This window comes from Bdellovibrio sp. GT3 (genome assembly GCF_037996765.1).
GTDB lineage: Bacteria > Bdellovibrionota > Bdellovibrionia > Bdellovibrionales > Bdellovibrionaceae > Bdellovibrio.
Window position 1 is genome coordinate 1501270 of the sequence record NZ_JBBNAD010000005.1, and the last position, 21906, is coordinate 1523175.

The following is a 21906-nucleotide window of genomic DNA, read 5'->3' on the forward strand; positions in this document are numbered from 1 at the left end:
GCTAGCTGATGCCAAAAAAAAAGCCGCTGGGTTCCAGCGACTTTTTTGTTTTCATATTTTTCCGGCGTTCCTGCAGAAAATTATTTGCAGGAATATTTTGCCCAAGTCGTTCTGTCATAGATGCTGCCAAGTTCCACCATATCAAGAATAGATGCAGAACCTTCGGAAGTTGCAAACCAGTGGGCAGTTGAAAACGTCATGCATTTCAAGTTGGCCTTACCATGTTTGGACATGCCATCATAGGTGATTCTAGTGCCGTAGTGGCCATCAGTGCCCTGATACTTAACCTCACCGATACAAGTCCCAGTCGTCTCACCTTGGTAAGCAATCATGCCGTCTTTAAATTGAATCAGAATTTCTGCATCAGCCTGGACTGTGCGATCAGCCATTACCAGAGAGCATACATAGTACGGCTTGGCAGCAAGAGCGGTAGAGCTAAGTCCCATCATCAATAGAGCGCAAAATAACTTTTTCATTTAGAACTCCTTTTTTAATATTTTGAATTGAGCCAAGTGCAATATGCCCTGGGAGTTAGTCTAAAAACAGATAGATGTTCTGAATTAATGTACTAAATGTTCATATTTGGTGTACAGTTGTCTAAACTCTGATCATGGAAGGGCTCGGGCTCTGATGAATATATTTGAATACAAGTCCTATAAGACATTTTTGAAGGCGTATTGTGAATCTGAACGCGGGGCCCTTACTCGTTTGGCGGATGCGGCGAACACGCAAAAGTCATATTTGTCGGGCTGCCTAAGGGGGAAAGGGCAGTTAAGCCTGGATCAGGCTTTTGGGATTGCGGGATACATGAATCTTTCGGACCAAGAGCAGGATTATTTTTATCTATTGGTCGAAAAGGAGAAGGCCGTTGCTCCGGCACTTCGACGGCGCCTTGAGGGCAAGGCCAAGGATATGAGTCGCGAGGCCTTTAGGCTTAAGAATCAGCAAAAGGACTCGTTGATTGTGAGCGAAGGGGATTCAAACATGGGTCTCTACTATGCAACCTGGATGTCCATTGCCGTGCACACCCTTGCTTCTGTGCCTCAGTTTCAAAGTATGGCAAGTCTGGGGAAAAGATTAAGTTTGAATCAGGAAAGCATCGCCATGATTGTGAACTACCTGGAAAAGATGGAACTTATTAAAAAAAGTGGTGATAAGTACCGCTGGAATTCTTCAAATTTACACTTGGATGATAAAAGTGTGTTGATCAGTGGGCATCATACGAACTGGCGGGCCCGCGCCATCGACAATATTCAAAAAAATGACCGCGAGGCCACTCATTACAGTGCCGTTCAGTCTTTTTCCGAAGAGGATTTTGAGAAGTTAAAAAAGAAAATTGCGTTATTTATCAACGACTTCAATAAGGTTGCAGACCCCTCGGAGCCTGAAGACGCCTTTTGCTTGAATATCGATCTTTTCCGCGTGTAAACGAAAGTCTCAAATTGAGACACGGCTCCGGCACGTCCTTTGTATTACCTTTTGCTAGAGAGCTTAAAGTAATGCAAAGGACTTTATGATGGACTTCAGACATTGTGGCGCAAAAATTTTAATCACCTGTGTGACGCTTTTTGCCTTTAATGCATTGGCGGAAGAACCAGCGCTAAAGCCAAAGATAACAGCCCCTGAGGCGGGTCCTAAGGCGGCGATGATCCTTGATAACTCTTTAAGTAAGAATCTGAAGGACCTTAAAATGAAGCCTCCGGTTGAGGGGCCTCGGTCCGGCGGGGGAGGAAACTCCTGTGCGCTGTCAATTCATCAAAACACGGAGAAGCTAATAAGCCTTCTTGCCGATATGCCGAACCTTTTGACTAAAAATCAAAAGGATACTCTTTTGTTCAAGATTTCAGAGGCCAAATTCTATATCGCAGACAGCCTGAGCTTGGATGGGCAGCTTAAGGATGCGATTAACTATCCGAATACCAATGAGATATTCATCACCAACAGGCTTTGCGGTTTGGATTTGCTGGAAGTTCAAAGCCGGGCGATGGCAATTCTTCTGCACGAGTACCTGGGACTTGCACGAATCGATGATCGTGAATACCAGATCTCAGGCGCATTCCTGCAAAACTATGATTCTTACGTTGCCAAAGGTTATTCTTTTACGGCGAACAATTCGTACATTGCGAGTACTGGCCAATGTGTTCAGTCGGTATTGCATATTCAGCAAATTGGAAACAATCTGATTGTTGCCTCAACGTCAAAGTCCAGTGCCAGAATCCTGGCGTTGTCCAAGGATAAAGTGGCAGAATTTAGAGCGTTGGCGAAGCGGGTTGCGGGTGCGCCGATTTCGGTAAAAGTTGAAGATAAGTCCAACGATATGGAATTGGAATTCACCAGCAAAAGCTGTGGCAATACCAGATGTGACTTTTTAACAGTCCAGAATTCCGAAGGCCTACTCGGTGTATTCAAAAATGCTCTCTATGGCTTGGCAGTGGTTGATTGCAAGTGATTGGAAGCCTTTAGAAAGTCCAAGGACCGCCAGCTTGAATATAAAAAACTGTTTCTTCCGGGCCGCGAGCCACATCCAAGCCCATTTGGAATCCAAGCAGTCTGGCGATCAGGTAGCGAAAGCCCAAGCCATAGGAACTTGCTGTTTCAGCCGAAGATAAATCACTAAATTCATCACCCGCTTTACCTACGCCACCAAATCCCAGAATTTGCCAGCGAGGGTGGGGACTATAGCGGGCCTCTCCTTCCAAGGAAGTTGCGACATCGCCTTGATAGCGCATTTTGGGGATGCCACGCAAATTTATAAATGGCTTGGCATAAAAGGGCCCATTGTCATCAATCCAGTTATTCAGCCAACGAGTCGCCAAGCCCCACTGGGGATTGACGCGAAAGTATCCCTGCAAATCCAAATCTTGCGTATGATAGTTCAGATCACCACCCAGGTTTTCGCTATAGATATTGTAGCGATACTCGGCAAGAAATCCATTGTCTGGGGAGAGGGTGTTGTTGCGACTGTCATAACTGATCAGTACCGAAGCGCCCCCATTTCGATTTTCTTGCTCTGGGTCCAAGGCGGCAAGGGGAGGCGGCACGTTCTCAAAACTAACGTTCAAATCAGAGTAAATATAGCGCAGGCCCAAAAAGAAGTTGCTGTCTTCAAAGCGTCGGCGCAGGTCGTGAAACATAAGCCAGCCCTTCAAATTGTATCCTAAATCAAATTGCCGTTGGCTTTGGAATCCGGAGTTGCCATAAAAATCCAGGTTGATTGAAGCTGCCATCGCGGCCCCCAAATATCGCCAATGATCATGATCCCAGTTATGCATAAAAAAGCCGCCCCCTAATTGGGTGCCGTTTTCAGTGGCCGCACCCAGAACTCCGTAGACCGTAGGAGCGATGAATTTTTGCGCGGTGCTGTTTTTAGAATCCTCGGTCTCATGCATGAAGACGAGCGCAACCCCTAAGCCATAGCCAACAGCGGGCTCAGTAATAATAATCGGTACCGGCAAAAAGCCCTTGTGCTTCAGCAGCCACTCGCTGCCATCCAGAAAGCCATCCTGGGGATCGATAAAAATAGATTGGGCCTGAGCTGTTGAAAAAAACGTAAGAAGCAAAAGAGCCACTATGAATTTCATGAACGATCTCCCCTGCTTCAGTGCTGAAACATATTGGAATAAAACCCAGGGGAAACCGCAAAAAGTATTGTGGGATAGTGGCAATAGTCATTGGGGGATTATTGGTGTGGGTTTTGTTCGGCGAGTCTCTGGAAACTAAACAATAAACTATATTTTCGTTTTAAATGGCTTACCATTTATCAATGAACTACTTCGTGTGTATTTTACTTTTCTTGGTATCAAGTGTTTCTGTGGCTCAGGATGTTGGTGTTCTTTTGGGTTTTGGGAAGCATCGTGGTGATAGCGGATATGCCTATGAAACCTATTGGTTGGGCATGCGGGACGGAAAGGCATTTGTTGCGGGGCCGTTAAATGATTTGTTGGTTCCATCTGGAAAAGGGTTTTACCGGGTTGGTACCAAGGCAGGCTGTAATCTTGATTTGAGTATCGGCAAAAGTCAGTACCTATATGTCGTACCCAAGGATGAGCAGCCAGTGGTGTCACTACTATCCTGCGCGGAAGCAGAAAGACTTCAAGCAAAAGCAGAAAAGAAAAGAAAGAAGAGAGCCGCAGCCGAAGGGGAGGAGTGTCTAGATTGCGATGCGCCAGGCACCTATGAGATGTCTACTTGGATTAATTTGGTCACAAGTAAGTCAGTGCTGTATGCCGAATCAGTATACTATGACGGCGGTGTTCATCCTGATCAAAGTTTCGACTATAAAGTTCGGTCCATTGGAGCGGATAAGTCAGGATATTTTGATTCTATCGGCGGCAATGAATTTCTTAAAGAAGCGAAATCTATAAAGCCGGGCGATGAGAATGATAAGGAATGTCTTGCTAATGCTGAGTACGATAACATTGGTTGGAGCGTGAAGCGCAGTAAGTTCACTTGGGAGTTTGAAGGCTATTTGCCTACGCATCGATTATGTGGCTATGGAACCGACTTTTCATCCAAACGAAAGGTCGACACACTAGAGGTGGGTCCACTGGTGCCGGAGGGATTAAGATCACAACTAAAAGGCAAAGAAGATGCTTTTATTTCCCCGGATGGACAAACTGTGATCGGCGTCGGCAAAGCAGGATTTGAAATATTCACCGTTAAAGATGGCAAGCTTGTCGCTAGATTCAAAAAGTCCACCAAGTTGGGGAGAATCGTTCTGCAAGAGTGGGCGTCCGGTCAGTATGTCGGCAAATGGGATAAGATATTTGCGGACCTGCTTAGAAATAAATGGAAGGAACCCAAATACGAAAAGTACGATCCTAAAATCCATCTCGGACAGTGATGGGCATTCCGTGAGCTGGCATTAGAATTTCGATCTCACAAAATAAAAAACCACGGTTAGAACCCGTGGTTTTTTACATCAACATGAGTATGTAAAATTAGTGGAAGCGGCAGCCAGTGACTTCTGTGCTTTGCATTCTTGACAATGAGAAGGACGTGCCTTCCATTGGGTAGACCTCATCTGACATGCCATCTGATCCTTGGGTTGCTCTATCGATATGCAGAATGTGAACTCCATGTGGAGCACCCAGGTCAAATTTCACGGTGATATAGCGATAGTTCACAGAAACATCCAGAACGGTTGTGTTTTTCTCGTAAACGCCATCTTCCGAAGTAACTGGGTCTCTATAAGTTACGATGTCACCTTCGGAGAAAATTTGTGAGCTGTCACCGCGGTATACTTGTTTGCCCGTGATAGTGATATCAAAGAATGGCTCTGTGAACGAACAATTGATTACTGGACGGCTGCCTACTGCGGGCTCTGCATACTCTCCTTTGGCGAAGGATGAAATGCCCAATGCCATAACAGCTGTGAAAAGAACTGCCTTTGCTACTTTCATAAGAACTCCATTTTTAATCGTTTAAGTTTGTTTGTCTCAACGAATGGAGTTGTAGCACGGGCTTTTAAATAACCGCTAACTTTGAAGTCGCAAAGTGCGGCAGATTTGCCGCACGTGGGGCGTTTTATTCAGCTGTGAATTGCTCAACCGGGTAAAGACCTAGTTCTGTAGCCTCTTCAATCGACATATCGAATTCTGGGTACAAGCCTTTAGACATTGTACAAACCACGTCTACGTTCGCATTGCCTTCAGAAGTGTTAGCTTGCAAAGTTCCTTCGTAAGATCTTGAGGAACGATCGAACCTGGCTTCCAAGCGACCAGAGGCACCATTGCCTGTTGCCGTTGCACGGATGTATTGGCCTTCTTGAACATCACTTGAAGTTACTTGCATCGCGATTTGTTTGCTGGATCCGCCACTCACAGTAACAATAATATCGCTTACGATTTGATTGCCAGACGTGATCGCATCCGCTTTGAAGTTGTACCAGTAGTAAGAGCCTTCGCAGTGAATTTGCGCAGCCTGCGCCAAACCACCAACCAATAAAATCGCACCAGTCAAAAATAGACTTTTCATAAAACCCTCCATGAACATGCACTAAAGGTGACCGGACTAGAGTAAAAGGTCAAAGAAAGACCATGACTCCGCGCTCAATACAAATGTTTACTAAACTGGTGGTCTTTTGCAGCATAGGAAAGTTGTATTTCTGATACCGCTTTGATTGAAAGCCTGAGTCGAAAGTTCATCCGGGTTGGTGATTTTAGAAATCCACCTTGGCTCCCATCGCTTCAATTAAAACCAGGGCTTCGGGCACAGAAAATTGAGCGTCTTTGATTTTTGTGAATTTGGGATCAATAAAGTAACTTCTGGCTCCCCTGAAGTCAGCTTTCTCAATGTTGGCATTTGAAAATGAAGTCCCCGAAAGATTTGCTCCAGCAAAGGAAGACTTTGTTAAATTGGCTCCCGAAAAGTCGGCTTCTCGAATTACGCAATTATTAAAGTTTACACCGCGAAGATCCACAGACTGGAAGCTGCTATAATCAAGTTTGCAGGTTAGGAACGAAAAGCTGCCGTTCTTGCGAACTTCAGTCCAATTGATGCCCATTAAATTGCAATCTTCGAAATCCACACCTCGAAGGGCGATGTTTAAAAAAGAGCAGTTTGCAAAGTTGCAGCCGGTAAATTTGCAGTCGATAAAGACGGCACTTTTCAAATCCTGCTCTGTCAGATCCAATTTTTCAAATTCAAAGCCAGAGATTTCGGATCTGCTTTCTGCAAGCAGATTGATCAAATCATTTTCGTTCGCCGAGGTGTATTTCATGTGGCCTCCTTCTACAGGGTTAGCATTGAAAGTCGATGGGGCTAAGGGAAATATTTTGAGAACGGGGACTGCGAAGGAAAAGGATGGTCATAGGTAAAGACTTGGTGATTTTAGAAATGCCAACCGCTCTAACTTCCCGAATACCGGGTTTTTTGCACCCCACGATTTGCGCCGATCTCTGGTTTTAAAAATAACTGCAGGACGCGGGCTTTGTGCTTCATTAAAGGGCCAAAAAAAAGATATGGGAAATGTCGTTTTAACACAAAGCGTGTTAAGTGACTTGTAAGGTGTTGATAGGTAAAAGTTGATATGGGTGGAATAAGGCCAAAAGAACTCAAAAGCTCTCGTCTTTGCCTTCGTCAGGAAATGAATGGCGATGCAAGTCCTTTGTTCCTTCATTATTTCGGTTCTATGGAGTCGTCAAAATTCCTGGCGCGGCAACCGTATCGTTCGGTGGAACAAGTCGAAACATTTCTAAAGAAATGGACTCGTGATGCGTGGGTTTCACCGGGTGAGCCTTTTGCATGGGTCATTTCAAAGATCGACGGATCTGAGCCCATTGGTATTTTTCTGGTATTCATTAAACTGCAAGAAGCAGAAATACATTATGGAATCTCTGCTGAGCACATTGGATGTGGATACGCCTCGGAAGCTTGTAGCCTCGCGACAAACTGGCTTCTTGAACAAGATGAAGTAACATCTATCAGCACTGCGGTGGATATTGAGCATATTGCCACTCAACGAGTGTTAGAGAAATCTGGTTTCCTCAAAGTTGAAACTTTAAAAGACCGACTGGTGCTTCCGGCATTTGGATCAGAGTCTCGGGATGCTATTTCTTATCGTAAAACGACCAGATCAAAAATCATATAAAGTTTCAAGGCATTGAGCCGGTCGATTTTTAAGGGTCTTAAAACTAAAAAACCACCTTGCGGTGGTTTTAAATGGATGGGGTAGCAGGACTCGAACCTGCGAATGACAGAATCAAAATCTGTTGACTTACCAACTTGTCGATACCCCAACAAGATGAACGGTTGAATCGCTAAACTACGGATTTTGCGTGAAGATTGCAATCAGTGACGCGGTGCGAACTGTGGGATAGCTTAAGAATCCGGTCGAAGAGTGGGGATTTTTCCAATAAAAAAGCCCGCTAGTGCAGGGATTGCTGCAAGAGCGGGCAAAACTGTCCTTGGGTTTTGAAGCCGCCTCCGGTTTCAGAGCCTCCACAAATGGTTCCGAAACTTGGCGTGTGAGCAGGGTTCTTCAAACTCCTGGTGAGCGCGTTTGTTTAATACTCGTCGCTGCCGTAATCGCTGCCTGGCGCCTTCTGGCGTTTCAGGTTCACTAGGGTTTCGCCCATGGACTTTAATTCGTTTTCATATGCTTCAAAGACCATATCCTCGATCATCTGGCGCGTTTCCTGGTTTAGGGGATGCGCGATATCGCGGAATTGGCCGTCTTTTCTTTTTTTGGAGGGCATCGCGACGAACAGGCCGCTGGTGCCTTGGATGACTTTCAGATCGCGGACCACGAAACAACCATCAAGCGTGATGGAGACGTAGGCCTTGAGGCGATCCTCGTTGACCGGGAAAACTTTCACTTCGGTGACTTTCATAGAGTCCCTTTCTAGGTGCTGATCTTGTTGCTACCAATGGAGCCATACTATGGTCCGATCTCTATTTCGGACGGTGCTGCGAAAACCTGAAGACCTAGGTCGAGGAAAGTTCCAAAATATCGGGTCTTTGATAGATTTTGTCTCAGCTTGAAACACTTTCCCACTTACAAAAGGGCGATCGTTAAGCATCTACGTCTGGAAGCGGTGTTCAACTTGGTTTGGTGATGGGGACAAGCCAGGGGAGGGTTTGGGCAACTGGCAATAAATTCAGACGCCTTGGGGGTAACGTGACTGAAACAGGGTTGTGTGGGAATTCTTACCGTATTCAAGTACACATTTTAATTCGGAGTAAATCATGAAAACGCTTTTGGCTTTATTGTTAGTTGTTGTTGCGACATCTCAAGCTCACGCTGCAAGCCCGTCCCTGGACTGTATGCAAACTCACACTAACGATTCGTTTTTGCCAAATCACGTGACCCTGTATCCGGCTCAGGATGGCAACATAGTTCGTGCAAAATTCTATATCGAAAATGATCAACGCGAAGTGATCGCAAACAAAGTTGCAGAGGACGAACAAACCATCCAATTCGGCCATGTTCGTTTGCTTGAAAATGGCGCACCTAAGGGCGGTCCTATCGGGATCAAGTACTCCCTTAAAAAATCAGCGTTTTCTCAACGTGGCGAGCTTACCTGGAAATACTTTGACGGTTCTGAAGCGACCTACAGCTGCTCTTCCAATTAATTTTTTTCTGACAAGATGAAAATGAAAAATCCCCGGGTGATGAGTCGGGGATTTTTTATGTTCGAATGATGCCTTCGGTTAAAAGCCTCGGAAATTTCTCAGGTCAAATTCGTCCGGAAACGGTTGCTGAAAACAGACGAGGGATGCTGGGAGAGTGTCGTCAATTGCAGTGTAATAAACAGTTACTTCAAACTTCGCAAAGTCTTGTATAGCTTGAAATACCACGGACTCACCAAGGCCCACGTTCATTTGCCTATTGACGGCGAAATACACCGCCGCGCCATCAAGAGGACCTTGCTCGAGTTCCAAGCCGACGATATTTACATTCGCTCCATAAAAGTTGGCAGCCTGTATTGCCCAGCCAGAAGATGAACTAATATTAAATTTCATTGCCAATACTTGTTTGCCGGGAATCTCTGTATGGCCGAAATGCCATTTGCCGCCATTGTTCATACGGACAGGAAAGATATGTCGGTTGTTCGGAAGGTCCGGGGCGACATCCGCCTTTGCCAAAGACGCTGTTAAAGTCATTGCGATCGTTAGAATCAGTGTGCTTAGTTTTTTCATTTTCGTTCTCCTAGTCGTGTTCGACACATATAGGTATCGCCTTATTGATCTATCTCCTCAATTAACTGATTTAAGGGATTAAAATTTGATACTTTTTGACGGAATTCGGATAGTTTGAACGGGCAGAGGGGCTAAAAAAGAAAAACCCGGGAGGTCCCGGGTTCTGATTTTGAATTTGGTTTTTGGGGCTTTTTAGGCCGCTTTTGAGTTCGCTGCGTGTGCAGTTTTTTTATTTCCGTGAACCAGCGACTGCAATTCGGTCACAATTCCATTCAGTGCCTGGGCTTGGGTGGACATTTGCTCCGATGAGGCTGCCACTTCCTCAGACGATGCGGCGTTGCCTTGAGTGGATTGATCCAGATGATTCATCGTTCTTGAAATCTGCTCGATGCCTTTGGCCTGCTGAGTGCTGCCGGCGGCGATTTCCTGGTTGAGGGTGGCCACCTTTTTCACTGATGTCAGAATTTCCTTAAATACAATTTCGCTATTGTTCGCAATCGCGGCGCCGTGTTCGCTTTTTGCGACGTTGTCCTTGATAAGGGAGTTGATGCCTTTTGCAGAATCCGCACTCTTGTGTGCCAAAGTTCTGACAGCATCAGCCACCACGGCAAAGCCTTTGCCTTGTTCACCGGCGCGGGCGGCTTCGACAGAAGCATTCAGGGCCAACAAATTCGTTTGAAAAGCAATGTCGTCGATCACGCTGATAATCTCTTCGATCTTTTTGGATCCTTGGGCGATATCGGTCATGGCCAAGAGCAGGCGCTGGATTTCCTGTGTGCCTTTTTCAGCTGATTCGTGGGAGGTGCGCGACAGGGTGTTGGCCTCGAGCGCGTGCGAGGTGTTCATCTTAACCATGCTGGAGAGTTCTTCAATTGAAGCGACAGTCTCTTCCAGGGAAGCCGCAGCTTCCGTGGCGCTCGTTGATAGATGTGAGCTGGCTGCCGCGAGGTGAGATCCGCCGCTGGCCGTTTCTGAGGCCGCGCCGAAGATGTTATCGCTGATGCGATTCAGTGATTTGGAAAGGGAGTTTGCGACCAGATAACCCAGCACGCAGCCAAAGATGCTTCCGGTGATCATCACCAGGATAATAATCATGATGGCCTGATCACGAGTGGTCTCTGCAATTTTGACATTTGCTTCTGCAGTTTTGCGATGAAACTCTGAAAGGTCAGCAACGGCAGCGGCATAGGCCTGTGCTCTTTTGGGGCATTCATAGAAGAAAATATCCAGCATCTTGGCTTGGTCTTCAGCACTGTTGGACTTTTGCAGTTTTAGAACTTCAACTCCGGTGTTCTTAAATTCGCCCCAGGCTTTTTCCAAGTGACTGTAAACTTCCTCTTGGCCAGGGACGAAACCCAATTGCTTGTACAACTCATCCTGCTTTTCATAGTCAGTGATGGCGGCAAGGACGCCGGCAATACTTTGCTCAACCTGATCCTGTGGCAAATTTGGCAGACCCAGGCTTCTTAGGTTGATGCGAATTTTTCTGAAGTTCAAATTCATCTGATCCAAGTGATCCATCTTGGGCATGGACTTGGTTACAATCCATCCGTAATCACGGCTGACGGAAGTGAGCGAGAGATAGCTGGTCACACCTATGGCGACGCTGACTCCACACAATGCAAGCGTAAGAAACAGTAACTTTGATTTCAAACTCAGGCCACGCATAACAAGAACTCCTCAAAACAGGGACCCGATTGCATTTGCAGCAAAGGACCTTGGCCTTTTTGTTATCGGTGGAGGAGCAGTCGACTTGATATTTTAGTAGCAGGATACAGATTTTTTGTTCGGGGAACGAGTATTACTCGGGATTATTCCCAAAGCCCTTCGCAGTGCAAAGGGCTCTAGGAGTCTTAAGGCGGGGATTAAGGCGTATCGATATTGATGATCATGATGCGATTGTTGCGGGCCACGCGCAAAGTGTTGGTGCCCTTTTTAAGCAGCTTCAACGCCTCTTTGGAGTTTGCAACAGCTTGCTTGTTCACATCCAAGATCACATCACCCACAGAAAGTCCCGCTTTGCTGGCAGCAGAGTTGCGAGCTGTTTCAATAACAATAGGTTGCTTCATGCCTTCAGCCAAACCCCATTCGCTGCGAATCTGCGCGGTTGGATCCACGATCGTGAAGCCCAAATTAAGCGGTGCTTTGTGACCGTCGTATTTTTTGGTTTCCACTTTTTGCGGAGCCCCATCTTCAGGGCGCTCTGCCACCAACACTGCCACAGTCATTGGTTTTCTTTCGCGGATAATTTTGAAGGAAGCGGTTTTGCCAATCGGAGCATCGCTGACCGCATCGACCAGGCTCAAAGAGCTATCCACCGGTTTTTCATTCACAGAAGTCACGATGTCATACACACGAAGACCTGCGCGAGCCCCTGGGCCGCGTGGATCCAACTGTGTGATCACCGCACCAGTTTGTTCGCCCATACCAAGATATTCCGCCGCTTCTGGATCCAGGTCGCCCAGCAAGGCGCCGATGTAACCACGAGCAATGCGACCCTTGGCTTCCAGTTGTGGAATCAGGGCTTTCACTTCATCAATGGGAATGGCAAAACCAATACCCTGTGCGCGGGCATCGATCGCCGAGTTCACACCCACCACCATGCCTTTGGTGTTCACCAGTGGACCACCGGAGTTCCCCGGATTGATGGAGGCGTCAGTTTGGATAAGTGGAATTTTATTGATCTCCGCAATGCCGCGGCCTTTGGAAGACACGATGCCTTTGGACATCGAGTGGCCGTGACCAAATGGATTACCGAAGGCTGCAACCCATTCGCCAACTTCAAGTTCCTTGGAGGACCCAAGAACTGCCACAGTCAGTTTGCTTTTTGGTTTGATCTTGATCAAGGCAATGTCAGTGCGCTCATCACGTCCGACAACGGTTGCTTCGTAAAGATCTTTGGAGTCTTCGCTTAATTGAACCTTGATTTGGTCAGCACCAGCGATCACGTGATTATTAGTCACGATCAAACCGTCTTCGCGAATGATGAATCCAGTTCCCAGTCCCATCATCTGCGGACGCTGCTGTTGTTGTTGGGGAGGCTGTTGCATTTTCATTCCATACAGCTGCTCCAACATATCCAGCATCGGATCGCGACCGCGTGGCATGTTCTTGGGAATGGCTGATGTGGAAATATTCACAACCGCCGGATTGATCGCTTTGCTTAACTCAACAAAAAGATTCGCCGGCAATGTGGCACCCAGATTCAATTTTGGGGGATCTTTAGGTAAGCTGGTGGTTTGCGCATGAACGGGAGCAGCCATGGAGGCCGCCAACAGAAGGAATAAGAACTTCTTCATAAAAACACTTCTCCTTGCAAATACAAGAGTATCAAAAATAACGAAAAACTCCAGCCGGAGCTGGAGTGAAATTTCCTTAAACGGAAACAAATTTTAATTGTAGATCACTAATTAGGTTATCTAAAAACTGCGCTTCGTCAGCCGTGAGATTCCCTTTGGTTTTTTGCTGCAGGACCACCAGTAAATCGATATTAAAACGCGCCATGTTCTTATCTTTTGATGTTTGGCCTGTTGATGGATCTGGTGCCAGGCCCATAGCCATCACTGACGAAGAGGCCAGCGACATGATTAGTACTGAGAGTGAAGCTTCCATTTTATCTTGCATAAAAAACCCTCTTTGAAAGTGAGTTCGATTTAAAAAGTGTCAAGTTAGATTGGATAATATCCCATCAGCTTTTGCAGGCGTGTTTCAATAGGCGGATGGGATTTCAAAAATAAATTTCTTTGTCTAAAGCCTTCAGGATTCACAATAAACAAGTGACTGGTGCAGGCCGGGATTTCCAAAGGCTGTGTTTGCGCCAAACCTTCCAAACGCCACAAAACCTCGCCCAAAGGATGGCGATTATTTAATAATTCAGAGGCCATCAGGTCATTTTCATAAAATGACTTTTCACCAACCACCACTTTAATAATCAACCAGCCAAACGGGGACAGCAGGGGCATGAAAAATTGCAGGCGGTATGGCAGGAATGAATCCAGAAATTGACCCAAGCCCACAACGGAGTTTGCCAAAGTGGAACTGACGCTAAATGCAAAAGTATCCAGACGACGAATATGACAAAGTTGATGGGCCACGACCGCTTCCAATTCTTTGGCACTTAGTTTTTGCAACAGTCCCAAAGTAAAACCCAAAGATCCATTTTTCCAGGAATGACCAACACAGAAAGCATTGGCAGAGCCGTGAGGAGTCATAAATACCGCCGGTGTCGGCATACCCAGCTGACGGGACATGCGCTCGACCATATCCAAAATACCCCAGGCATCCTGGCCCTTTAAGCGCTGTGCGCCGAGTTTGGAGAGAACGCGGTTTTCTCCATAAAAGAAAACGATGAAGTTTAACAAAAGTGCAAGCAGGAAGCCGACAATCAAACCCAGACGATCACCGAATTGGTAACCCAAAACCAGCAACGCCAGTGAAGTCGAAAGAATAAAAATCCACACCTTGGTATTCGTGTTTGCCATGATTCTTTTTGTCCCATCGGTAAGAGTGAATTTCAACTTCTTACTAAAGGCTAGGACTGTGACATAACAATTGCAAGTTTTTGCTCTGCCGACGCTATGAGAAATTTAGGTCTGGAGAGAGGCGGTTAAGCTTGCCGCAAGCGAGCTAAGAGAGTGAAATAGAAGGGATATTTCCCAAGGAGGACGGGTGAGCGAAGTTGACATCATGGCGTTAAATGCCGCGATCAAGCAAGAGAGTCAATTCATCGAAAAGATGATGACTGAGATCAACAAGGTTGTGGTCGGACAAAAGGAGATGGTCGAAGGGATCATGATGGGCCTTTTGACGGGCGGCCATATTTTGCTGGAAGGTGTACCGGGGCTGGCAAAGACTCTGACGATCTCCACAGTTTGTAAATCCATCTCTCTGGATTTCCAACGTATTCAGTTCACTCCCGATCTTTTGCCGACGGATTTGATTGGTACGATGATCTTTAATCCGAAATCAGGTGAGTTCGCTCCACGTAAAGGACCTGTTTTCACCAATATCGTCTTGGCCGACGAGATCAATCGTGCCCCGGCAAAAGTGCAATCTGCACTTCTTGAAGCCATGGCGGAAAAACAAGTCACCATCGGTGAAGAGTCGTACAAACTTGCGAACCCATTCCTGGTGCTGGCAACACAAAATCCATTGGAGCAAGAGGGGACTTATCCTCTTCCAGAAGCCCAAATGGACCGTTTCATGTTCAAGATCAACGTGGTGTATCCACAAAAAGGCGAAGAGCTTGAGATCCTGAACCGCATGGGTACGAATGAAAAGCCGACGGTAAATCCGGTGATCTCTCGCGAAGACCTTTTGCGTGCATCCGAACGAGCGGATCAGATTTACGTTGATAACAAAATCAAAAACTACATCGTGGAAATCGTGATGGCTTCCAGAAATCCTGGGGAATACGGCCTTAGCCGTATCGCGAACCTGATCAATGTGGGCGGTTCACCGCGTGCAACGATCTGTTTGTTCCGCGCAGCCAAAGCTCATGCGTTCCTTCGTGGTCGTGGTTATGTGACGGCAGAGGACGTAAAAGCCATTGCTTATCACGTGATGAGACATCGTCTGATCCTGACGTACGAAGCAGAGGCTGAGAACATCAAGTCTGATGACGTGATCAAAGAAATCCTAAGCCAGGTTGAGGTTCCATAGTGGGATTGCCTCCTGAGGTCTTAAAGAAAGTCAAACTCTTAGAGTTGAACACAAGGAAACTTGTGAACAACCTCTTTGCAGGCGAATACCATACCGCCTTCAAAGGGCAGGGTATGACCTTTGCGGACTTCCGTGAGTACGTACCGGGCGATGATATTCGTTCCATTTCCTGGCCGTTGACGGCGCGCACAGGAAAAACCTTTATTAAAACTTTCGAAGAAGAGCGTGAGCTGACTTTGATCATTGCGGTCGATGTCAGTGGCTCCAGTGATTTCGGAACGGGTCCTTATTTTAAGGGCGAAGTGATGACTCACATGGCGGCTCTTTTGGCATTTTCAGCAGTGAAGAACAACGACCAGGTCGGTTTGTTGCTATTCAGTGATCAGGTCGAACATTTCGTGCCACCGAAAAAAGGCCGCGGCCATGTACAGCGACTTTTGCGTGATCTTTATTACTTTAAACCTAAAAGTCACAACACCAAGCTTGCCAATGGCTTTAGCTTTTTGCAGGGCGCTTTGAAAAAGCGTGCGACGATATTTTTGTTCAGCGACTTCATGGATGAGGGCTTTGATCAAAGTCTGCGTCTGTTGGGGCGTAAGCATGATGTGGTGGCTTGTGTGGTGAATGATGCGGCCGAGTATTCGCTTCCCAGCATGGGTGTGATTGAGGTGCAGGACGCCGAAACCGGTGAAGTGCTGACAGTGGATACCTCGTCAGCAAGTTTCAGAAAAGAATATGAGCAGGCAGTGCAAGTCCGCAAAGAAGCGCGCGACAAACTTCTGCGCAAGTCCCAGGTGGATCGGGTGGATGTAAAATCCAGCAACGATTTCATTGATCCCCTGGTGGCGTTTTTTAAGAAGAGAAAATAATGGCAGCTATCCAGTGTAAAGTTGAAATTCCAGGTATCAGCGGATTGAAGGACGGGGAACTCACGGTCGGCCGTGAGTTTTTGCTGGTCTGTGACGGTGATTTTCCAAAGGACCTGCAACAGGATAAACTGCAACTGGTATTGGCGCCGGAACAGAAATACTCCATCAAGCTTCAGGGCTTTGAGTTTCGTTCGCCAACCCAAGCCGATTTGAAAGTCGTCTCTTACACGGCCGGCAATCCCGTTAAGTTTGATAATCTTCAGTTAACCGATGGCACGCAAACTCTGGATTTGGGTTTGGTGCAGTTTCAACTGATCAGTGTTTTGCCACCGCCGCCGCCTCCGGGAAAGCCGGGCGAGCAACCTCCCAAGCAAGAACCCTTCGGTCCCATTGGTCCGTTGAATATTCCGGTGCCACCGGTGTACTGGATTATTCTTGCTGCGGTTTTGGGTGTGGTGGCTTTGTTCGTGGCAACCAAAGTATTCAGATCCATTCAACGTCGTAAAATCATTGAGCGTCTTAAGGAGCATGATTCCGCTCTTTCACCGATTGCCGAGTTTCACCAGAAATTCCGTCGTATGCAAAGAGCCAATACAGTCTTCTTTGGCGGCACACCTCAGCCCGAGGACATTCCGACGGCTTTGGATGAAACGCGCCACATGTTGAAACTTTATATCACTCGCCGTTATAAAATTCCGGCTCTGGAGTGGAGCCCGCGTTTGATTTTGAAAGACCTTAAAAAATATCATCCTAAAGTATATCAGGATACGGGTGTTGAACTTGAGAAGCTGGTTAAAGAGTTTCAGCACGCCGTTGAAGATAAAGCCAAGTTGAGTAAGTCCGACGTCTTGAATCTTTCCAAAAGAGCCCGCCTGTTGGTGGAAGATATGGAGAGGTTGTCATGACCATTCATTCTCCGCTGGCCTATTGGTTGATTCTTCCCCTGATCGCAGTTGTGATCTGGGTTTTGTGGCATAAAAAAACCAAAACTCCCACATTGCAGTTTGGTACCGTGCAAATTTTGAAGTCCGTGAATCCAAGCCTGCGCACACGTTTGTTGAACTTGCCGCTGCTGTTAAAAGTCCTGGGAATTGCGCTGGCGATTTTTGCGCTGTCGCGTCCGCAGGAAATGAATACCAAAATCAAAAAGAATGTCGAAGGTATCGACATCGTGATTGCTCTGGATATTTCAGATTCCATGTTGATCGAGGACATGAGGCCTTTGAATCGTTTGGAAGCAGCCAAAGAAACCATCAAGCAATTTATCAGCGGCAGAAGCTCGGACCGCATTGGTCTGGTGATTTTTGCCGGTGAATCCTTCACGCTGGTTCCACCCACTTTGGATTATCAATTGATCCTTTCCAGAGTTGACGAAATCACGACCGCTGCCAGCGCCCGCATCAAAGACGGAACCGCACTGGGTGTGGCCCTGGCAAATGCGGCTGGCCGCCTTAAGGATTCTCAAGCAAAAAGCCGTGTTGTGATTTTCATGACGGACGGGGAGAACAACTCCGGTACTATCGATCCGGAAACGGGGCTTGAGATCGCCAAAGGTTATGGCATTAAAATCTATTCGATTGGTATCGGTAAAGACGGTCCAACCAGAATTCCAATTTACTCCCGCGATATCTTTGGTCAAAAGGTTAAAACCTATCAGCCGTTTGATTCCACGGTGAATGAGGATCTTTTGGGGCGTATGGCCAGCGAAACCGGTGGAAAGTTCTATCGCGCCTCCAAGGAAGATTCACTGAAAGGTGTTTTTAAAGACATCGACAGTCTTGAAAAAACCAAAATCGATATTAATAAGTTCACCAACTATACAGAGAAATACCCTCCGTATCTGGTACTGGGAATTATTCTTTACTTGGCAGGATTGCTGTTGGGTCGTACGTGGTTAAGGAGGGTGCCATAATGTTCAGATTTGAAAACATGGCCGCTTTTAACTATTTGTGGATCATTCCAGCCATTATCATTGTGGGTTACTTCTTTGATCGCAGATCCAAGAAGGCCATGGAAAACGCCATTGGCTCAAGACTCTATCCGTTTCTTTCAAGTTCGGTATCCGCGCAAAAGCGTCGTATTAAAACGATTTTGCAGGTGCTGGTGGTGTTCTTCTTTGTGCTTGCCTTGGCCAGACCGCAGTTCGGTCAAAGCACCCAGGAAGTTAAAAGCGAAGGTGTCGAGATCATTTTTGCGGTCGACGTTTCAGACAGTATGATGGCTGAAGACGTTAAGCCGAATCGTTTGACCCAGGCAAAAACTGAGTTGAATCGCCTGGTCGATCAAATGCCGGGGAATAAAATCGGCATCATGGCCTTTGCGGGTTCCGCGGCTTTGTTATCACCTTTAACCAACGATCCAAGTGCCGTGAAAATGTACATCGATGCATTGGATACAAATTCCGTTTCAACTCAAGGTACGAACTTTCAGGATGTTTTAAGCAATGCCAAAGATGCTTTTGAGCGTGGCGGTGTTTCAACAGATGACACGGTCAAAGTGACTCGCGTGATTGTGATCGCATCAGACGGTGAGGATCATGAGCAAGGTGCCATAGAGGCTGCGAAAAAACTGGCAGAAGACGGCACGCGCATTTTCACCATCGCCTACGGTACTGAAAAAGGTGGCGCAATTCCTGTGCGTGATGGCATGGGGTTCTTAAAGGGTTACAAAAAAGATCGTCAGGGCCAAACGGTTATTACGACAGTCAAAGGTGACGCACTCAGAGCCTTGGCCGAAGCTGGCAAGGGAAGTTTTTATACCTCCACCGTTGGCGGCGATCAGGTACGACTGTTGATTGAAGACATCGGCAATTTAGAAAAAACACAATTTGATACGACGATGGCGACCCAGTATGAGGAGCGTTTTCAGACGATCCTTCTGATTGGTATTTTGCTTGCCATGGTGGAGCTGTTCATTGGTGAGCGTCGTAAGGGCTTCCGCTTCTGGAAAGGCCGTTTTGAGGTGCCTGCAGAATGAAGAAGTTTATTTTAATCTCTTTATTGTTGGGCTTAAGTGGATGTGGTGATCAACCTCATCTGAAAGCGATTTCCGTCAATCGCGAAGGCAACAAGCTTTTGGAAAAGCAGAGTTTTCAAGCCGCCAACGATAAATATATTGAAGCCTTAAGGTACAATCCATTCTTGTCCCGTTTGCACAGCAACCTAGGGCTGACCTTTGAAGGATTGCAGCAGGCTGATAAAGCCCAGCAGTCCTATGCGGAAGCGGGGCGACTGGCTGATTTAACTCGTGACCAGGATATGAAATTCGTCGCGCGTTTTAATGAGGCGCAGCTTTTAGGCAAAGCCAAAAAGGTGGATGAAGCGATCGCGCTTTATCAAAAAGCTCTGGAGATCATTCCCTCCAGCAATGAAGCGAAAACCAATATTGAGTTGCTGATTCAACAGCAGCAAGGTGGCGGCGGCGGTCAGGGCGACAAAAAAGAGGATCAAAAGGATCAAAAAGGTGACCAGCAACAGCAGGGTCAGCAAGGTGATCAAAACCAAGAGCAGGATCAAAAAGACCAGGACGGCAAAGACGGCCAGGAACAAAAGGACAAAAAGTACCAGGATTCTCCGAAGTACAAGCCTCGTCCTTTTGCAGGCAAAGAGCTGTCTGAGGGTGATGTGAAAAAGATCCTGGGAGAGATTAAGCAGCAGGAAGGAAAAATCCGGTCTGACTATAATCGCAAAGAATCGAAGGAGCAGCCTCGTGACAAAGATTGGTAGTCTTATCATCTTTCTGAGTTTCATTTTGAATGCAGCGGTATCTTTTGCTGCTGGCACTACGGTGAACGCGGTGACCGATCGAAATGAAGTGGGCATGGGAGAGACCTTCACCGTGACCGTTTCTGCGGTGACTTCTGATGATGTGAATATTCAGGACCCGCGTGTTCCGGAGCTGGATGGCTTTGATTTGTTAAATACATCCACTTCCACGGCTGTCGCACAGAAATTGGTGCCAGGCAAAGGTGGGATGCAGTTTGAAACTCAACGCCGCAAGGACTACAGCTATACTTTAACTCCGCAACGTCAGGGGACTTTAAGTGTTTCCTCCTTTGAAGTTATTGTCGGTGGCAAGGTTTTCAGAACTCAACCGATCGTGATTAAGGTGGGCAACACGGGCAGTACCATTCAAGGTGGTAATCAACGTCAAATGCCTCGTCGTCCCCAGATGCCAGGCATGGATGATCCTTTTGATTCCATGGACCGCGCCGAAGAGGAGATGTTCAATCAACTCTTGCAACAACGTCAGCGTCTGATGCAGCAAATGCAGCAGCAGCACGGTGGCGGCATGCCGGATGACCAGTTCGGTGGTGGACCGTCATCCAGCACTATCGACAATCCCGCATTTAGAAGTTTACCGACAAACCCCAACGATGCTTTTTTCATTGGTGTCGAAGTTGATAAAACAGAAGTGTACGAAGGTGAGCAGGTCACTGTGAACTGGTACATCTACACGCGCGGCCAAATGGAAACCCTGGATCGCTTAAAGTTCCCGGATCTAAAAGGCTTTTGGAAAGAAATCATTGAAGAAGTGCCAAGCATTCAATTTTATGAAGTGAATGTCGGCGGGGTGCCGTGGAAGAAGGCGTTGCTGGCCTCCCACGCTTTGTTTCCTATCAAGTCCGGCTCTTCAACGATTGATCCTTACAAAATTAAATCCCGGGTGCGCACTTTGAGTCAGTACGGCATGATGAGCAAGCCCTACGAATACACAAAGAGCTCTGCGAACGTGCCAATCAAAGTAAAGCCCTTGCCGGTTGAAGGACGACCTTCTGATTTTTCAGGCGCGGTGGGACAGTTTGATGTTCACACCTCGGTTGAGGGATCGAGCTTCCCGGTGAATCAGCCGCTTAGTTTGAAAGTGCGCTTTGAGGGTTCAGGCAATGCAAAGCTGATTGATCTGCCTCCGATGACATTGCCAGCGGGACTTGAGCAGTACGATACAAAATCGGATTCCAAGTTCTTTAAAAATGGCCGCGCCTACAAGGAATTTGAAGTTCTGCTGATTCCTCGTCAGGAGGGCGACATGGTTTTCCCAGAGTTGAGTGTCAGCATGTTTGATCCGGCAACGGGCAAGTACTACACCAAGAAGACCGCGCCGATCACTTTGAAAATCGTGAACAATCCCAATGCGCCAGTAGGTTCTTCGCAAAGAATGTCTGGTACTCCGGCACCCGCAGCTGCGAAAGTTGTTGAAAACAAACTTCCCGATGTGATCATGGCGTGGCAGCCCTCAGCGCAGGCCAGTGTGTTGGCGCGTCCGTGGTTGTGGCTGGTGATTTATGCGGGCGTGTTTGTGACCCTCCTGGTAAAGGCGCAACGTGAATTCGGCTGGGGCCGTCGTCGCAGAACTTTGAAAGAACAAGTCGGCAAACGCTATAAGGTTGTCGATCAGGCGGTGGGTAAAGACGACTATCGTAAAGTCGGCGCCGAGATGACGAATATCTTTTATATGGTCATGGGACAGGTGGCCGGGGAGTCCGGGGCTTCGCAAAAAATCGAAGACCTGATGGCGCAAATTCCACCAAGTCTGCGCCGCGATCACGGGGATGAGATCACCAAGACATTTGAGATCTTCCAGACGATGTCTTTTGCTCCGGATGAAATGCTGGGAAGCTTGAAAGAAAAAGCGACGATGAAGCAAAATATCGAACGCGGCAAAAAAGTGATCAGCGAATTGATTTCATCAAAAGAAGAATAAAAAAAGCCGGATGATGAATCCGGCTTTTTTC

General features: G+C 47.0%; 23 protein-coding genes and 1 tRNA gene. 12 read left to right on the plus strand and 12 right to left on the minus strand.

The genetic code is table 11. The features are described 5' to 3' along the window. Positions 1-80: 80 nt before the first annotated feature. Positions 81-476, minus strand: coding sequence for a hypothetical protein (locus AAAA73_RS14705; protein WP_340599230.1), 396 nt, complete (start codon positions 474-476; stop codon positions 81-83). 154 nt (positions 477-630) lie between these two features. Between AAAA73_RS14705 and AAAA73_RS14710 the strand changes: the two genes are divergently transcribed. Continuing rightward, on the plus strand, positions 631-1428 hold the full coding sequence (locus tag AAAA73_RS14710; protein ID WP_340599231.1) for a DUF4423 domain-containing protein: 798 nt from the start codon (positions 631-633) through the stop codon (positions 1426-1428). Positions 1429-1513: 85 nt separating this feature from the next. Then, positions 1514-2449: a hypothetical protein gene (locus AAAA73_RS14715; RefSeq protein ID WP_340599232.1), complete on the plus strand. Its 936-nt coding sequence runs from the start codon at positions 1514-1516 to the stop codon at positions 2447-2449. A gap of 10 nt (positions 2450-2459) precedes the next feature. Here AAAA73_RS14715 and AAAA73_RS14720 read toward each other — a convergent pair whose 3' ends face one another. Further along, positions 2460-3581 (minus strand): BamA/TamA family outer membrane protein, encoded by a 1122-nt coding sequence (locus AAAA73_RS14720; protein WP_340599233.1) that lies wholly within the window; start codon positions 3579-3581, stop codon positions 2460-2462. Between the two features lie 182 nt (positions 3582-3763). Here AAAA73_RS14720 and AAAA73_RS14725 point away from each other — a divergent pair, with 182 nt between their 5' ends. Continuing rightward, complete coding sequence (locus AAAA73_RS14725; RefSeq protein ID WP_340599234.1) at positions 3764-4843, plus strand: hypothetical protein; 1080 nt, start codon at positions 3764-3766, stop codon at positions 4841-4843. Positions 4844-4940: 97 nt separating this feature from the next. Here AAAA73_RS14725 and AAAA73_RS14730 read toward each other — a convergent pair whose 3' ends face one another. From AAAA73_RS14730 to AAAA73_RS14740, 3 genes are all read right to left on the minus strand, one after another. Then, a complete protein-coding gene (locus AAAA73_RS14730; RefSeq protein WP_340599235.1) occupies positions 4941-5402 on the minus strand; it encodes a hypothetical protein in 462 nt (153 codons plus the stop codon). Between the two features lie 124 nt (positions 5403-5526). Beyond that, positions 5527-5976: a hypothetical protein gene (locus AAAA73_RS14735; RefSeq protein ID WP_340599236.1), complete on the minus strand. Its 450-nt coding sequence runs from the start codon at positions 5974-5976 to the stop codon at positions 5527-5529. A gap of 184 nt (positions 5977-6160) precedes the next feature. After that, the gene (locus AAAA73_RS14740) at positions 6161-6721 is read right to left on the minus strand and encodes a pentapeptide repeat-containing protein (RefSeq protein WP_340599237.1); all 561 of its coding nucleotides are present in this window, start codon (positions 6719-6721) and stop codon (positions 6161-6163) included. A 309-nt stretch (positions 6722-7030) separates the two neighbouring features. Here AAAA73_RS14740 and AAAA73_RS14745 point away from each other — a divergent pair, with 309 nt between their 5' ends. Further along, positions 7031-7591, plus strand: a complete 561-nt coding sequence (locus AAAA73_RS14745) for a GNAT family N-acetyltransferase (RefSeq protein WP_340599238.1) — start codon at positions 7031-7033, stop codon at positions 7589-7591. Between the two features lie 72 nt (positions 7592-7663). Here AAAA73_RS14745 and AAAA73_RS14750 read toward each other — a convergent pair. Beyond that, a tRNA-Gln gene (locus AAAA73_RS14750) sits at positions 7664-7739 on the minus strand. A gap of 267 nt (positions 7740-8006) precedes the next feature. After that, complete coding sequence (gene spoVG, locus AAAA73_RS14755; protein WP_340599239.1) at positions 8007-8333, minus strand: septation regulator SpoVG; 327 nt, start codon at positions 8331-8333, stop codon at positions 8007-8009. A gap of 355 nt (positions 8334-8688) precedes the next feature. Between spoVG and AAAA73_RS14760 the strand changes: the two genes are divergently transcribed. Beyond that, entirely contained in the window at positions 8689-9075 is a 387-nt protein-coding gene (locus AAAA73_RS14760; RefSeq protein ID WP_340599240.1) for a hypothetical protein, read from the plus strand. A 78-nt stretch (positions 9076-9153) separates the two neighbouring features. On the opposite strand, the gene AAAA73_RS14765 is transcribed toward AAAA73_RS14760, so the two are convergent. From AAAA73_RS14765 to AAAA73_RS14785, 5 genes are all read right to left on the minus strand, one after another. Further along, positions 9154-9642: a hypothetical protein gene (locus AAAA73_RS14765; RefSeq protein ID WP_340599241.1), complete on the minus strand. Its 489-nt coding sequence runs from the start codon at positions 9640-9642 to the stop codon at positions 9154-9156. Between the two features lie 192 nt (positions 9643-9834). Beyond that, a complete protein-coding gene (locus AAAA73_RS14770) occupies positions 9835-11310 on the minus strand; it encodes a HAMP domain-containing methyl-accepting chemotaxis protein (protein WP_340599242.1) in 1476 nt (491 codons plus the stop codon). A 197-nt stretch (positions 11311-11507) separates the two neighbouring features. Continuing rightward, on the minus strand, positions 11508-12941 hold the full coding sequence (locus AAAA73_RS14775) for a trypsin-like peptidase domain-containing protein (RefSeq protein ID WP_340599243.1): 1434 nt from the start codon (positions 12939-12941) through the stop codon (positions 11508-11510). A 76-nt stretch (positions 12942-13017) separates the two neighbouring features. After that, complete coding sequence (locus tag AAAA73_RS14780; protein ID WP_340599244.1) at positions 13018-13266, minus strand: DUF1844 domain-containing protein; 249 nt, start codon at positions 13264-13266, stop codon at positions 13018-13020. Positions 13267-13310: 44 nt separating this feature from the next. Then, on the minus strand, positions 13311-14123 hold the full coding sequence (locus AAAA73_RS14785) for a M48 family metalloprotease (protein ID WP_340599245.1): 813 nt from the start codon (positions 14121-14123) through the stop codon (positions 13311-13313). Positions 14124-14328: 205 nt separating this feature from the next. Between AAAA73_RS14785 and AAAA73_RS14790 the strand changes: the two genes are divergently transcribed. The 7 genes from AAAA73_RS14790 to AAAA73_RS14820 all read left to right on the plus strand — a co-directional run bounded on the left by AAAA73_RS14790 (position 14329) and on the right by AAAA73_RS14820 (position 21875). Beyond that, positions 14329-15303 (plus strand): AAA family ATPase, encoded by a 975-nt coding sequence (locus tag AAAA73_RS14790; RefSeq protein ID WP_445292045.1) that lies wholly within the window; start codon positions 14329-14331, stop codon positions 15301-15303. A 62-nt stretch (positions 15304-15365) separates the two neighbouring features. Then, a complete protein-coding gene (locus AAAA73_RS14795; RefSeq protein WP_340599247.1) occupies positions 15366-16172 on the plus strand; it encodes a DUF58 domain-containing protein in 807 nt (268 codons plus the stop codon). Then, on the plus strand, positions 16172-17077 hold the full coding sequence (locus AAAA73_RS14800) for a hypothetical protein (RefSeq protein WP_340599248.1): 906 nt from the start codon (positions 16172-16174) through the stop codon (positions 17075-17077). The genes AAAA73_RS14795 and AAAA73_RS14800 overlap by 1 nt, the downstream gene beginning before the upstream one ends. Then, positions 17074-18084: a vWA domain-containing protein gene (locus tag AAAA73_RS14805; protein ID WP_340599249.1), complete on the plus strand. Its 1011-nt coding sequence runs from the start codon at positions 17074-17076 to the stop codon at positions 18082-18084. Before AAAA73_RS14800 ends, AAAA73_RS14805 begins: the two co-directional genes overlap by 4 nt. Continuing rightward, on the plus strand, positions 18084-19148 hold the full coding sequence (locus AAAA73_RS14810) for a vWA domain-containing protein (protein WP_340599250.1): 1065 nt from the start codon (positions 18084-18086) through the stop codon (positions 19146-19148). Before AAAA73_RS14805 ends, AAAA73_RS14810 begins: the two co-directional genes overlap by 1 nt. Beyond that, positions 19145-19897, plus strand: a complete 753-nt coding sequence (locus tag AAAA73_RS14815; protein WP_340599251.1) for a tetratricopeptide repeat protein — start codon at positions 19145-19147, stop codon at positions 19895-19897. The genes AAAA73_RS14810 and AAAA73_RS14815 overlap by 4 nt, the downstream gene beginning before the upstream one ends. Then, positions 19881-21875 (plus strand): BatD family protein, encoded by a 1995-nt coding sequence (locus AAAA73_RS14820; RefSeq protein WP_340599252.1) that lies wholly within the window; start codon positions 19881-19883, stop codon positions 21873-21875. Before AAAA73_RS14815 ends, AAAA73_RS14820 begins: the two co-directional genes overlap by 17 nt. Positions 21876-21906: the final 31 nt, after the last annotated feature.